The organism is Bradyrhizobium sp. CCBAU 53415, from assembly GCF_028128735.1.
Classification (GTDB): domain Bacteria; phylum Pseudomonadota; class Alphaproteobacteria; order Rhizobiales; family Xanthobacteraceae; genus Bradyrhizobium.
Genome location: NZ_LBJF01000027.1, coordinates 824,624 through 838,636, shown reverse-complemented (window position 1 = coordinate 838,636; position 14,013 = coordinate 824,624). Strand labels below are relative to the sequence as shown.

Genomic DNA, 14,013 nt, shown 5'->3' with positions numbered 1-14,013 from the left:
CCCCTACTTCACCGCGCCAAAAGTGAGCCCGCGCACGAGCTGCTTCTGGCTGAACCAACCGAGGACGAGAATCGGCGCGATCGCCAGCGTGGACGCCGCCGACAGCTTCGCCCAGAACAGCCCTTCCGGACTGGAATAGGACGCGATGAACGTGGTGAGCGGCGCCGCACTCGAGGTCGACAGGTTCAGCGTCCAGAACGCCTCGTTCCAGGCCAGTATCAAATTGAGCAACAAGGTCGATGCGAGCCCCGGAATCGCCATCGGCGTCAGCACGTAGACGAGCTCGCGGCCGATGGTGGCGCCGTCCATGCGCGCGGCCTCCAGAATGTCGCGCGGGATCTCCTTGAAATAGGTGAACAGCATCCAGATCACGATCGGCAGGTTGCCGAGGCAGAGGATGAAGACGAGGCCGATGCGGGAATCGAGCAAACCAAGACTCTTGTAGATCAGGTAGATCGGCACCAGCACGCCGACCGGCGGCATCATCTTGGTCGAGAGCATCCAGAGCAGGATGTCCTTGGTGCGCCTGGTCGGCGAGAACGCCATCGACCAGGCCGCGGGAATGGCTATCAGAAGCGCGATCAGCGTCGAGCCGCCGGCGATGATGACCGAGTTCATCGCGTGGTGGAAATAGTCGCTGCGCTCCTGCACGGTCACGTAGTTCTCGGTGGTCCAGTGGAAGAACAGGAAGGACGGCGGAATGGCAAAGGCCTCGAGCTCGGTCTTGAAGCTCGCCAGCACCATCCAGAGGATCGGGAAGAAGATCAAAAAACCGAACAACCAGGCTACCGCCGTCGATACCACCACCCGACGCGTCGTCGCCATGCGCGCCATGCTTCAAGCCTCCAGGTTGCGGCCGACGATGCGGACCAGGAAGAAGGCGACGATATTGGCGATCACCACCGCGACGAGGCCGCCCGCGGAGGCACTGCCGACGTCGAACTGGATCAGCGCTTGCGAATAGATCAGGAACGCGATGTTGGTGGTCTGAAGGCCCGGGCCGCCGCCGGTGGTGACGAAGATCTCGGCGAATACCGTCAGCAGGAAGATGGTCTCGATCAGGATCACCACCGTGATGGGGCGCGCGAGATGCGGCAGGGTGATGTAGATGAAGGTCGAAACCGCGCTGGCGCCGTCCATCTCGGCGGCCTCCTTCTGCTCCTCGTCGAGCGATTGCAGCGCGGTGAGCAGGATCAGCGTCGCGAACGGCAGCCATTGCCACGTCACGATCAGGATCACCGCAAGCAGCGGCACATCGTTGAACCAGTCGATCGGCGTCAGGTGGAATAACGAGGCGAGCCAGGCGAACAGGCCGGATACCGGATGCATCAGCAGGTTCTTCCAGACCAGCGCGCTCACCGTCGGCATCACGAAGAACGGCGCGATCACCATCAGGCGGACGAAATTGCGGCCGATCACCGGCTGGTCCATCAACAGCGCCAGCGGAATGCCGAGCAGGATGGTCAGCGCCAGCACCGAGCCGACCAGCACCAGAGTGTTCTGGAGCGAGGCAAGGAATGCGGGATCGGTGAGGAAGTAGCGGAAGTTTTCCAGCCCGACGAAGGATTCGGAGCCGGGATCGAGCAGGCTGTAGTGCAGCGTCGAGAAGTAGATCGTCAGCGCGAGCGGGACGATCATCCAGACGAACAGCAGCCCGACCGCCGGCGTCAGGAGCGAGCGCGCAAGAAATTGCGTCTGCCGGGTCGCCATCCCTGGCTTCTCCTTTTCGGGGAAGAAGGCGGCCATTCATCCGGGGATGGGTGGATGGCCGCAAGTCTGAGCTCAGGAGGAAGAGGCCGGATTCACTTGATGTAGCCGGCGCGCTTCATCTCGCGCTCGGTCGCCGATTGCGCCGCGGTCAGCGCGGCATCGACCGTCATCGATCCCGCAAGCGCGGCCGAGAATTGCTGGCCGACCTGGGTGCCGATCCCCTGGAATTCGGGAATCGCAGCGTATTGCACCCCGACGTAAGGAACCGGCTTTACCGTCGGCTTGTTCGGATCGGCCGCGTCGATCGAGGCCAGCGTCAGCTTGGCGAACGGCGCGACCTTGAGATAGTCGGGGTTCTGGTAGAGCGAGGTGCGCGTGCCCGGCGGCACGTTGGCCCAGCCCTCCTTCGACGCGACGAGCCTGGTGTAGTCCTTGCTCGTCGCCCAGGCGATGAACTTCTCGGCTGCTTCGGTCTTCTTCGAGCCGGCGGGTATCGCCAGATTCCAGGCCCACAGCCAGTTGGCGTTCTTGCCGAGACCGGTGTTGGGCGCCAGCGCGAAGCCGACCTTGTCGGCGACCTTGGAGTCCTTCGGGTTGGTGACGAAGGAGGCCGCCACCGTGGCATCGATCCACATCGCGCATTTGCCGGCGTTGAACAGTGCCAGGTTCTCGTTGAAGCCGTTGGAGCTTGCGCCGGGCGGGCCGGCCTCCTTCATCAGATTGACGTAGGTCGTCAGCGTCGCCTTCCATTCCGGAGTGTTGAATTGCGGCTGCCACTTCTCGTCGAACCAGCGCGCACCGTAGGAATTGGCCATCGCCGAGAGGAAAGCCATGTTCTCGCCCCACCCCGCCTTGCCGCGCAGGCAGATGCCATACGTGCCGCCGCTCTTGTCGGTGAGCTTCTTGGCCGCGTCGATCACGAAGTCCCATGTCGGCTTCTCCGGCATCTTCAGGCCGGCCTTCTCGAACAAATCGGTGCGGTACATCACCATCGAGCTCTCGCCGTAGAACGGCGCGGCGTAGAGCTTGCCGTCGGCGGAGACCGCGTCCCTGATCTTCGGCAGGAGGTCGGCGACGTCGTAGTCGGCGCCGAGATTGGCGAGCGGCACCAGCCAGCCCTTCTTGGCCCAGATCGGCACCTCATAGGTGCCGATGGTGAGCACGTCGAACTGGCCGCCCTTGGTGGCGATGTCCGTGGTGACGCGCTGGCGCAGCACGTTCTCCTCCAGCGTCACCCATTTCACGCTGATATCAGGATTTCTCTTGGTGAATTCGCTCGTGAGCCCCTGCATGCGGATCATGTCGCCGTTGTTGACGGTGGCGATGGTCAGGGTCGTTTCGGCCATCGCGGGGACGGCCAGCAGCAGGCAAGACGCGCCGCACACGGCGCCCAGGACATGTTTCACGGTGACCTCCCTTAAGTCGCGCCTTTGAGCATATGCCCACGCGTTGAGCGTATGTTCAACGCAAGGAAAGAGGATTGTCAAGCAGGCGGCGGGCGTTTGCGCAACTTATGAGTGCTGCGGTGCGGGAGTGATGGAGTGGTGCCCCCTCACCCACGGTGTCATGCCCCGCGAAGGGGCATCCAGTACTCCGTGCCGTCTATTGATTTGCCTCAAGCTTGGCCGCGGCGTACTGGATCGTCCGCTTTCGCGGACGATGACAGCGGTGTGGGTTGATAGGTCGCCCGCCTCGCGAGCGAATGGCGAGAGCTAGCCTCTACCGCTCCAGAATCGCCCTCGCCGTCGTCTCGTCCGTGATCAGGCCGTTGATCAGCCCCCCGCTCAGCGCCGCCGCGATTGCTGCCACCTTGGCCCCACCCACCGCAGCCCCGATGGTCGTGGTCTTCGCCGGCACTTCCGGCGGAATGCTGGTGAGGCGCTTGTTGGTGCCGGCCTTGAGCAGGCGACCCTTGGCATCATAGGCCCAGCCGGTGATCTCGCCGATGGCACCCAGCCGCATCATCTCGAACAATTCGTCGCGGGTGACGAAGCCGTCGACGTGCACCTGCGCCTTCTGGTCCATCTGGCCGATGCCGACGAGGCGCAGGTCAGCCCTGGCCGCGACCGCCTTCACCTTCGCGATCGGCTCGATGCGCACCATCCTGTTGCGCTCGTCCTCCGACGACATCAGGAACGGCAGCGGCATCGGGTAATGCCGCGCGCCGGTGCGGTCGGCGAGCCGGCCGACGGTGTCGTAGAAGCTCGCCGATCCGTCGGCGGAGATGTTGCCGACCAGCGAGACGATCTGGTGATTGGGCCGGTCGATCGGCGTGACGCGCTCGACCGCAGCACGCACCGCGCGGCCCGTGCCGAGCGCGACGATGACGGGCGTCTCCGAGCGCAGCGTCGCGTCGAGCAGGTTGGCACAGCGTTCGGCAATGCCCGCAGTCGCCTGCGGCGCGGCAGGATCTGCCGGCACGACCTCGCAATGGACGAGGTTGAACCGCTCCTTCAGGCGCGAGGCCAGCTCCATGCAGGCGGCAATGGGATGCTCGAGCCGGAACGTGATCAGACGTTCGGCCAGGCACAGCGAGACCAGCCGCTGCGCCGAAGCGCGCGAGACCTGGAGCATCCTGGCGATCTCGTCCTGGGTGTGGCCGGCGATGAAATAGAGCCAGCCGGCACGTGCGGCGTCATCGAGTCTCGACTTGTCGTTCTCGACGGCCATGCGGGCCTCACGCCTCCCAGAAATCGCTCATATGCGCGAAGACCCGATCGGCCCCGGCGGCGGACAATATAGCGCGGCCGTCGCGGGCGCGATAATGGCTGCCGCCGACAAATCCCCAGACGGTCATGCCGGCCGCCCTGCCTGCCTGCACGCCGCTGACGCTATCCTCGATCACCAGGGTGCGCGCAGGTTGCGCCCCCATCTTCTCCGCCGCGTAGAGGAAGAGATCGGGCGCCGGCTTGCCGTGCTCGACCATCTGCGCGGTGTAGATCCGATCGCCGAAATGCGCCCGAAGATTGGTGACGTCGAGCGACAGCGAGACGCGATCGATGTCGCTCGATGAGGCCACGCAGACCGGCACGGCGAGCCCCGAGATCACCGCCCCTACCCCCGGGATCGGCTCGAGCGATGCGGCAAACCTCTCCAGCACGCGTGACTTCAATCCCGGCAGGAAGCTGTCCGGTAGCGACCTCCCGAGATCACGATAATGCTGCTCGATCGCCTTGGTGCTGCGTCCGAGAAACAACTCCAGCGCCTGCGCCTCGCTGAGCGCGAGACCGAACCCGGCCAGCTCTTCAGACAGGCAGCGGCAGCTCAAGAGCTCGCTGTCGACGAGCACGCCGTCGCAGTCGAAGATGATCAGATCGGGTTGTGGCCGGCATTGGTGCATCCGCCCATTCGATCATATACCCAATCTATGAGCAATAGCTCACGAAGATCAAGCAAGGTTTAGGCCTGCCGGGTCAATGCGCCACCTGCCGGTAGATCGCTGGCAGTGCCCCCGGCAACCGCTTGACGTTGCCGACGATGGCGTAGCCACCGCGTCCGAACAGCGTCGGAAAGTAGGATTGTGCCGTCGCGTCGATCGTCACTCCGAAGACCGCGATGCCGAGCCGGCGCGCCTCCTGCACGGATTTCCTGGTGTCTTCGACCGCAAAGCGCCCTTCATAGTGATCGACATCATTCGGCTTGCCGTCGGTGAGGACGAGCAGCAGCTTCTTGCGCTGGGGTTGGCGCGCCAGCTCGGCCGAGGCGTGGCGGACGGCCGCCCCGATCCGGGTGTAATAGCCGGGTTTGAGCGCGCCGATGCGGCGCTCGACGACTCCGCTCATCGGCTCGCCGAACGCCTTGATGGTCTCGATCCGCACCCAGGATCGCCGGCGCGAGGTGAAGGTCAGGATGCTGTGGTGATCGCCGCAGGCCGACAGTCCGCGCGCGAGCACGAGCAGCGCCTCCTTCTCGACGTCGAGCACGCGATAGCCGTCGACCCAGGCGTCCGTGGAAAGCGAAACGTCGACCAGCAGCGTGACGGCGAGATCGTGCCCCTGCGGGCGCATCGCCATGTGGACACGATCGAGACCACTGCTGCTGCCGGCGCGGAGGTCGCATCTCGCCCGCACGAGCGCATCGAGGTCGAGATCATGTCCGTCGGCCTGGGCGCGCATCAATTCGCGGCGCGGCCGCAAGACCTCGAAGCGGCGGCGCACCTGGCGGACGTGCCGGCGCATGGTTTCATCAGGCGTCCAGCTCTCGCCTCGGTCGGAGGCCGCAGCGGCGAGCACGCGACAATGATCCGGCAGATAGGAGCTGCTGCGATAATCCCATTCGGGATAGGTCAGGTCCGCATTGAGCTGTGAGGCATCGAGGGCCTCCGGAGGCAGGTCCAGATCGAACTTGAACCGGCTCGCGGGCTTGCCGCTACGACGGCTGAGCGTGATCTCCTCGAGATCGTCGGCCGCCTTCTGCGCGTCCTCGTCCTCGCCGTTGTCGGCCGGACGATCGACATTGACCATCTCGGCCATCGCCAGGATCTTCTCGAAGCGGTTGAGCACGAAAGGATCGCAGCGGTTGGCGTTGTCCTCACGCTCGCGGACGGCAAAGCGTTTGCGATCGTTCTCGGCCGCGGCCTCCGCGCCCGGCTCGCACTCGTCCTCGCCGGCATGCGTAGGCGAGAGATCGCGCGTCCAGCAATCCCCCCAGAGTGGGCATGGCAGGATCGAATGATAGCCCGGAGGCGCCTTGGCCGGCAGCGGACACGTCCCCACCATCGCCGGCCACAGCCTGCCCGCGGGTGCTTTGCCGGCTCCGAGCAAGGCCACCACGATCTGCTCGAGCTCCTGCTCGATGCGCGGCAAGGAACGGCGAGGCCGGGCCTCGGCAGTTGCCGCGGCGAGCCGGGCGTAATCGGCGACAAGGCCGGGAAACAGGGTGAGCACGAAGACCGCCGTCTCGCTCGCCCGGCGCAACACCAGAAGATCCCGCCGCAGCGGATCGGCCTCCGCGATCGTCTCGATCGGCGCCGCCGCGAACCATGCCGCAAGCCAGCGATAGAGCGATGCATTCAGCGCACGGTCGGGAAAGATTGCGATGCGATCGGGAAGGAAGATGGTTGCGGCATCGCGGCCCGGCTGCTCGAGCCGCTCGTCGCCAAGACCGATGCGCTGTCGCCAGCCGAGACGATGCCCGGATTTTCGGGCCCCTGCGCTCGCGATCTGCACGCCCGTCTCACCGCCGAGCGCGCGGAACGTCACCGCGAGACGACCTCTCATCTCGGAAAGCGCGACGGCATGATCGTCATGAACCGGATAGCTCGCGGTGCCGCCGACCATCCGATGCCAGGCGCGGCCGATCGTCTCCTCCAGTTCGAGGAAGTCGAGCATGACGCGGCCTCACGCGATGACGGCGCGGGCGACGTCGAGCAGCGCCGCCTTCACGTCGGCGTCGTCAGTCAGCGGCTCGATCATGCCGGCCGGCACGGCATCGGCGACCGGCGTGCCCGCCGCAATCAGGGTCGCGCAATAGACGACGAGCCGGGTCGAGACGCCCTCCTCCAGATCGTGGCCCCTGAGCGCGCGCAACCGGCCAGCCAGCGCGACGAGCGGCCGCACGCGCTCCGGCGACAGTCCGCTTTCGGCGGACACGACGGCGATCTCCTGCTCGGGCGGCAGGAAGCCGAATTCGATGGCAACGAAGCGCTGCCGCGTCGAGGGCTTCAGCGCCTTCAGCAGCGTCTGGTAGCCGGGATTGTAGGAGACGACGAGCATGAAGCTGTTCGGCGCCACCAGTTCCTCGCCGGTACGCTCCAGCGGCAGGATGCGGCGATCATCGGTCAGGGGATGCAGCACTACGGTGACGTCCTTGCGCGCTTCCACGACCTCGTCGAGATAGCAGATGCCGCCCTCGCGCACGGCGCGCGTCAGCGGACCGTCGGTCCATACCGTGTCGCCGCCGCGGAGCAGATAGCGGCCAGTAAGATCGGCCGCGGTGAGATCGTCGTGGCAGGCGACGGTATGCAGCGGCAGTCCCAGCCGCGCCGCCATGTGCGCGACGAAGCGTGTCTTGCCGCAGCCGGTCGGCCCCTTGAGCAAAACCGGCAGACGCCGTCGCCAGGCATGCTCGAACAGCTCGCATTCGTTTCCGGATGGAACATAGGCCGGCAGCGCCGGCGCCGAGGTGACCGTGTGAAGGGCAGCTTTCATGATATCTCTCCGGACGTTCCAGGAAGCCTGGCGGCCGCGGCGAACCGCGGCCGCCAGTTGCGTTTACTCAGCCGGCTGCAGCGCGACGGGAATGGCCGCCTGCTTTTCGCGGCCGGGCACCAGCACGGCCCAGACGAACATCAGCGCGGAGATCGCGACGAACACACCGGAGCCGAGCCGGACCCAGTAGAACATCGCCAGCTGGTCCTGCACGTCCATGTAGCCCTGGCCGAGCACGCGCTGGAGATGGACCTGGACCACGCCGGCGAAGGTCAGCGCGAAGGTCATCACCATCATGGCGGTGCACATGATCCAGAAGCTGGTCATGGAGAGCCACTGGTTGTACGGCGCCCGTCCCTTCAGCTGCGGGATCGCATAGGCCATCACCGACAGGTTCAGCATCACATAGGCGCCGAAGAAGGCGAGATGGCCATGCGCCGCGGTGACCTGGGTGCCGTGGGTGTAGTAGTTCACCGAGGACAGCGTGTGCAGGAAGCCCCAGACGCCGGCGCCGAGGAACGCCATCACCGAGCAGCCGACCGACCACAGCAGCGCGGCGCGGTTCGGATGCTTGCGGCCGGCCTTCCAGGTCATCTGCACCGTGAAGATCACCATGGTGAAGAAGGGTGCAACCTCGAGCGTGGAGAACAGCGAGCCGATCCACTGCCAGTAGCCGGGTGCGCCGATCCAGTAGAAGTGATGACCGGTGCCGAGAATCCCGGAGAAGAGCGCAAGGCCGATGATGACATAGAGCCATTTCTCCACGACCTCGCGGTCGATGCCGTTGAGCTTGATCATGAGATAGGCGAGCACGGAGGCCATGATCAGCTCCCAGACGCCTTCGACCCAGAGATGGACGACGTACCACCAGTACATCTTGTCGACCGCGAGGTTCGCGGGGTTGTAGAAGGCGAACAGGAAGAAGATCGCGACGCCCCACAGGCCGAACAGGAGGATGTTGGTGACCGTGGTCTTGCGGCCCTTGAGCGCCGTCATCGTGACGTTGAACAGGAACATCAGGCAGACGACGACGATGCCGACCTTGATGATGAAGGGCTGTTCGAGGAATTCGCGGCCCTCATGGTAGTGGAAGAGATATCCGACCACGGCCACGCCTGCCGCGCCAAAAAACATCCAGAACTGGATTTTCGCCAGTAGCGGGCTGTACAACTCGGTCTCAGTTTCCTCAGGCAACAGGAAGTAGGTCGCGCCCATGAAGCCGATCAGCGACCATACGATCAGCGCGTTGGTGTGGATCATCCTGACGATGTTGAACGGCAGGAGGGTCGACAGGGTGTTGGGCAGGACGTAGATGGTTCCGGCGAGCAGGCCGAGCAGGACCTGGGCCAGGAACAAGGTCAGCGCGCCGTAGAAATACAGCATCGCGACTTTCTGGGTCTGATATTTCATCTCGGGTTCTCTCTGTATTGAAGAGGATGCGGCGTGTTCAACCGGCCTTGTTCGGCGGCCAGTCCTGGCGCTTGATCGTGCTCACCCATTGCAGGAAGTCGGCGAGATCGTTGAGCTCCTGGTCGGTGAGGTTGAACTGCGGCATCTGCCGGCGGCCTTCCGCGCCCGACGGCTGGGACTGCATCCAGGCCTTCAGCGTCTCGCGCGCAGCGGCCGGGTCTTCCTTGCCGCCCCAGCGATCCCAGACATTGCCGACTTCGGGCGCGAAATAGGCGCCCTCGCCCAGCAGGGTGTGGCAGTTGATGCAGGAGTTCTTTTCCCAGACATGCTTGCCGCGGGCGACCGACGACGTCAGCATGGTCGCGTCCGTGGAAGTCGTGGCCATGTAGTAATGGCTGTGCGCCGTCAGCCCTATGAAGATGGCGAAGAAGAAGGCCGAGCCGCCGTAGAAGACATTTCGAGCGGCCGACTTGGTCAGGCGTTCAGCCATTGCCAATCCTTTCCGGTTTGATTCCTGGAGAAATGCGATGGTGCGATTTATTGCCGCTTTGCCCCGCGCGTTCTTTGTCAGGGCGCAATGAGCGCGTCAGATCAGGGCGACGACGGCCGAGGCGAGCCACGCAAGCAGCAGAACGATCAGGATCCAGATTCCGACCAGACCACGCCAGAGCGCGGGCGCGGCGCGAAGATCCATGAAGTCGAGCGCGAGTCGGCGGCCCTTGAGCACGGCGAAGGCGAGCAGCAGAGCATTGCCGAGCAGCGCCCGCGGCACCAGCGGCGGCACCAGGATGGTCGCAAGCGCGAGGCCGATCAGCACGATCCAGGTGATGTCGATACGATTCGGCATCGTCATTTCACCAGATAGACAATCGGAAACATGACGATCCAGACCAGATCGACCATGTGCCAGAAGGCCGTTCCCGTCTCGACGCCCAGTATCCCGGCGCGGCGGCACACCACGGCGAGGATGACGATGCCGAGACCGACATGCAGAAGATGAAAACCGGTCAGGAGGAAGTAGAGCGTGAAGAACGGGCTGGTTTCGAGCCCGACGCCTCGTCCAATTTCTTCCGCATATTCGGCGAGCTTGATCGCGATGAAGAGACCGCCGAGCGCCATCGCGCCGAAAATCCAGGATCGCGCCACCGGCCGCTCCCCTGCACGCGCCGCCTTCGTCGCTCTTGCCGCAGCCCAGCCGCTGGTGACCAGCACGAGGGTATTGAGGCCGGCGAGATTCGAATCGAGTGCTGACTGCCCCGCCGCGAACATCGCGGGGTGGATCGCGCGCGCGACCGAGAAGGCGCCGAGGAACAAGCCGAAGGCGACGAGTTCGCTGAAGATCAGCACCCAGATCATGGGATCACCGGGGAGATCTTCCAGGATTCCCCAGCCGGCTTCTTGTTGTTCGCACTCGGCGGTCGACATCGTCTTTCCGGATCAGGACACCGGTCAGACTTAGCCCGGCTGCTCCGTTCCGAGTTTGTCGCGGGACAAACTGGAGAGTTACCGGGCGCTTGTTTGCGCCGACGCAACGTCCGGCCGGCCGGATCGCGGTACGAAATTGGCTCAGGGTTCCACTGAGCTGCGAACGTTCAAATGAGTGATGCACAAATCGGGCTGATGACCGCGACCCCAATCATTATCGCCTTCGCCATCGCTCTGCGGCGCATGGGCGTGCTGTCGACGGTGGCGACCGTATCGGCGGTCAGCCTCTCCCTCGCGATCGCAACAGTGTTGTTCACGACGCAGTAAAGAAGCCCGGATGGAGCGATAGCGCAATCCGGGCTCCGCAGCGTTACCGCCGCTGGTTATACACGTCGATGCACACTGCTCCCAGCAGCACCAGGCCCTTGATCACCTGCTGATAATCGATGCCGATGCCGAGGATGGACATGCCGTTGTTCATCACGCCCATGATCATGGCGCCCACGACGGCACCGCCGACCCGCCCTACCCCGCCATAGGCCGAGGCGCCGCCGATGAAGCAGGCGGCGATGACGTCGAGCTCGAAGCCGAGACCGGCCTTCGGCGTCGCGGTGTTGAGGCGCGCGGCGAAGACGAGGCCGGCGAGCGCGGCGAGCACGCCCATGTTGACGAAGGTCAGGAAAGTCAGCCGCTCGGTCTTGATGCCCGACAGGCTTGCCGCCTTGGCGTTGCCGCCGACCGCGTAGATCTGCCGGCCGATCACGGTGCGACGCGTGACGAAGCCGTAGAGCGCGATCAGCGCGGTCATGATCACCAGCACGTTGGGCAGGCCGCGATGCGAGGCAATCAGATAGGTGAAATAGAGCACGGCGCAGGCCAGCAGGATGCTCTTTCCGAGGAAGAACGCGTAGGGCTCGACCTCAATGCCGTGCGACTGCTCGCGCGACCTCCCCTTGGCGCCGGCGTAGACGAGCCCGAGCGCGAGCACGGCGCCGATCAGCATGGACGTCGGATGCAGCGTGCCGGCCTCGGGCAGCAGTTCCGGAATGAAGCCGGACGACAATTTCTGGAAGGTCGGCGGGAACGGGCCGAGCGACTGCCCCTGCAACACCGCAAGCGCGAGCCCCTTGAACACCAGCATGCCCGCAAGCGTGACGATGAAGGACGGGATCTTGAAATAGGCCACCCAATAGCCCTGTGCGGCGCCGATCGCGGCACCAACCAGGAGGCAGGCGATGAAGGCGAACGTATAGTCGACCTTCCAGGTCACCATCAGCACCGCGGCGACGGCGCCGATGAAGCCTGCAACCGAGCCGACCGAGAGGTCGATATGGCCGGTGACGATCACCAGGAGCATGCCGAGCGCCATGATGACGATGTAGCTGTTCTGGAGCACCAGATTGGTGAGGTTGAGCGGCTGCAGCAGCGTGCCGCCGGTCACGACCTGGAAGAACAGCATGATCGCGATGAGCGACATCAGCATGCCGTAATTGCGCAGATTGTTCTTGATGAAGCTGCCGTGCCGGCGCTCCTCGGGCAGCGACACCGTCTTGTCGGTCATGGCTGCGATCCTCCCATCTCCGCGGACGCGGCGTTCCCAGTGCTTCGTTCGTTGCGCATGATGGCGCGCATGATCTTCTCCTGCGTCGCGTCCGCGCCCTTGAACTCGCCAACGAAGGCGCCGTCATTCATGACGCAGATGCGGTCGCAGATGCCCAGCAGCTCGGGCATCTCCGAGGAGATCACCACGACGCCGCGGCCGGCTTCCGCCAGCTCGTTGATGATACAGTAAATCTCGTATTTGGCACCGACATCGATGCCGCGCGTCGGCTCGTCCAGGATCAACACCTTGGGGTCGGTCATCAGCCATTTCGACAGCACGACCTTCTGCTGGTTGCCGCCGGAGAGCTGGCCGGCCTCCTGGTAGACGTCGGAGCAGCGGATCCGCATCCGGTTGCGGTAGTCGCTGGCGACCTTCAGCTCCGCGATATCGTCGATCACCCGCCCCGGCGCGACCTGGTCGAGGCTCGCCAGCGTGATGTTCTTGCGAACGTCGTCGGCGAGGATCAGGCCGAGTTGCTTGCGGTCCTCGGTGACATAGGCAAGGCCGGCGTCGATCGCGGCCGCGACGCTCGGGAGCACGATTTCATGGCCTTCGAGCCGAATGCTGCCGCTGATATTTGTACCCCAGGAGTGACCGAACAGGCTCATGGCGAATTCGGTGCGCCCTGCACCCATCAGGCCGGCGATGCCGACAACCTCGCCGCGCCTGACGCTGAAATTGACGTTCTTGATCACCTGCCGTTCGGCATGAATGGGGTGGTAGACCGACCAGTTCTCAACGGCAAGGACGGGTTCGCCGATCTTCGTGTTGCGCTCCGGGAAGCGGTGCGCGAGATCACGATCGACCATGCTGCGGATGATGCGGTCTTCCTGGATCGGCTCGGCGTGACAGTCGATGCTGTCGACGGTGCGGCCGTCGCGCAGCACGGTGATGTGGTCGGCGACCTTGGCGACCTCGTTCAGCTTGTGCGAGATCAGGATCGAGCCGATGCCCTGCTCGCGGAAGGCCATCAGACGTTCCAGCAGCGCGGCACTGTCGGCTTCGTTGAGGCTCGCGGTCGGCTCGTCCAGGATCAGCATCCGCACCCGCTTGGACAATGCCTTGGCGATCTCGACCAGCTGCTGCTTGCCGACGCCGAGATCGGTAATCAGCGTGTCCGGCGATTCCTTGAGGCCGACCTGCGCGAGGAGCTCCCGCGTGCGCCGGTAGACCTCGTCGCGGTCGATTACCCCCAGATTCGACGGCGGATGCGACAGGAAGATGTTCTCCGCGATCGACATCAGCGGAATCAGCGCCAGCTCCTGGTGAATGATGATGATGCCGAGCGCCTCGGAATCGTTGATGTCGCGAAAGCGCCGCTCCTCGCCCTCGAAGACGATGGTGCCCTCGTAGCTGCCTGCGGGATAGACCCCGCTCAGCACCTTCATCAGCGTCGACTTGCCGGCGCCGTTCTCGCCGACAAGGGCATGGATCTGTCCGGCATGAACCGAGAAGTTGACGTCGCGCAGCGCCTGCACACCGGCAAAGCTCTTGCTGACGTTGCGCATCTCCAGCATGGCGGTCATCGGATCATTCTCCCGGACTTTTCCACGTCGTCATGGCCGGGCTTGTCCCGGCCATCCACGTGCCACCGCTTGCGAGGAAGGCCGTGGATGCCCGGGACAAGCCCGGGCACGACGGAGTACGTGGACATACGCTTCGTCCCTCATAGAGAGCTGCCTCTCGCACGCACGCGGGGTGAGGGAAAAGAAACAG

Annotated in this window: 14 protein-coding genes; 1 reads left to right on the top strand and 13 read right to left on the bottom strand. The window is 64.4% G+C overall.

The genetic code is table 11. The annotated features are described in order from the left end of the window. Positions 1–3: 3 nt before the first annotated feature. From XH87_RS31990 to XH87_RS31940, 11 genes are all read right to left on the bottom strand, one after another. On the bottom strand, positions 4–834 hold the full coding sequence (locus tag XH87_RS31990; protein ID WP_035699454.1) for a carbohydrate ABC transporter permease: 831 nt from the start codon (positions 832–834) through the stop codon (positions 4–6). Positions 835–837: 3 nt separating this feature from the next. After that, entirely contained in the window at positions 838–1,710 is an 873-nt protein-coding gene (locus tag XH87_RS31985) for a carbohydrate ABC transporter permease (RefSeq protein WP_035699501.1), read from the bottom strand. 92 nt (positions 1,711–1,802) lie between these two features. Beyond that, complete coding sequence (locus XH87_RS31980) at positions 1,803–3,116, bottom strand: ABC transporter substrate-binding protein (RefSeq protein ID WP_271590303.1); 1,314 nt, start codon at positions 3,114–3,116, stop codon at positions 1,803–1,805. Positions 3,117–3,429: 313 nt separating this feature from the next. Then, on the bottom strand, positions 3,430–4,380 hold the full coding sequence (locus XH87_RS31975; protein ID WP_271590302.1) for a sugar-binding transcriptional regulator: 951 nt from the start codon (positions 4,378–4,380) through the stop codon (positions 3,430–3,432). Between the two features lie 7 nt (positions 4,381–4,387). After that, positions 4,388–5,050: an HAD family hydrolase gene (locus tag XH87_RS31970; protein ID WP_271590301.1), complete on the bottom strand. Its 663-nt coding sequence runs from the start codon at positions 5,048–5,050 to the stop codon at positions 4,388–4,390. A 73-nt stretch (positions 5,051–5,123) separates the two neighbouring features. After that, positions 5,124–7,040 carry a nitric oxide reductase activation protein NorD gene (locus XH87_RS31965; RefSeq protein ID WP_271590300.1) on the bottom strand — a complete coding sequence of 639 codons (1,917 nt, stop codon included), beginning with the start codon at positions 7,038–7,040 and terminating at the stop codon, positions 5,124–5,126. A gap of 9 nt (positions 7,041–7,049) precedes the next feature. Further along, the gene (locus tag XH87_RS31960; RefSeq protein ID WP_271590299.1) at positions 7,050–7,859 is read right to left on the bottom strand and encodes a CbbQ/NirQ/NorQ/GpvN family protein; all 810 of its coding nucleotides are present in this window, start codon (positions 7,857–7,859) and stop codon (positions 7,050–7,052) included. Between the two features lie 63 nt (positions 7,860–7,922). Then, entirely contained in the window at positions 7,923–9,269 is a 1,347-nt protein-coding gene (locus XH87_RS31955) for a cbb3-type cytochrome c oxidase subunit I (RefSeq protein ID WP_271590298.1), read from the bottom strand. A gap of 37 nt (positions 9,270–9,306) precedes the next feature. Beyond that, the gene (locus XH87_RS31950; protein ID WP_271590297.1) at positions 9,307–9,759 is read right to left on the bottom strand and encodes a c-type cytochrome; all 453 of its coding nucleotides are present in this window, start codon (positions 9,757–9,759) and stop codon (positions 9,307–9,309) included. A 96-nt stretch (positions 9,760–9,855) separates the two neighbouring features. Beyond that, positions 9,856–10,116, bottom strand: coding sequence for a cytochrome C oxidase subunit IV family protein (locus XH87_RS31945; RefSeq protein WP_271590296.1), 261 nt, complete (start codon positions 10,114–10,116; stop codon positions 9,856–9,858). Positions 10,117–10,118: 2 nt separating this feature from the next. Further along, on the bottom strand, positions 10,119–10,694 hold the full coding sequence (locus XH87_RS31940; RefSeq protein WP_271590295.1) for a cytochrome c oxidase subunit 3 family protein: 576 nt from the start codon (positions 10,692–10,694) through the stop codon (positions 10,119–10,121). A 171-nt stretch (positions 10,695–10,865) separates the two neighbouring features. Here XH87_RS31940 and XH87_RS31935 point away from each other — a divergent pair, with 171 nt between their 5' ends. Next, complete coding sequence (locus XH87_RS31935; protein ID WP_085973512.1) at positions 10,866–11,021, top strand: hypothetical protein; 156 nt, start codon at positions 10,866–10,868, stop codon at positions 11,019–11,021. Between the two features lie 43 nt (positions 11,022–11,064). Here the strand turns inward: XH87_RS31935 and mmsB are convergent, their stop codons facing one another. Further along, positions 11,065–12,255: a multiple monosaccharide ABC transporter permease gene (gene mmsB, locus XH87_RS31930; RefSeq protein ID WP_035699468.1), complete on the bottom strand. Its 1,191-nt coding sequence runs from the start codon at positions 12,253–12,255 to the stop codon at positions 11,065–11,067. Then, the gene (gene mmsA, locus XH87_RS31925; RefSeq protein ID WP_271590294.1) at positions 12,252–13,823 is read right to left on the bottom strand and encodes a multiple monosaccharide ABC transporter ATP-binding protein; all 1,572 of its coding nucleotides are present in this window, start codon (positions 13,821–13,823) and stop codon (positions 12,252–12,254) included. The genes mmsB and mmsA overlap by 4 nt, the downstream gene beginning before the upstream one ends. Positions 13,824–14,013: the final 190 nt, after the last annotated feature.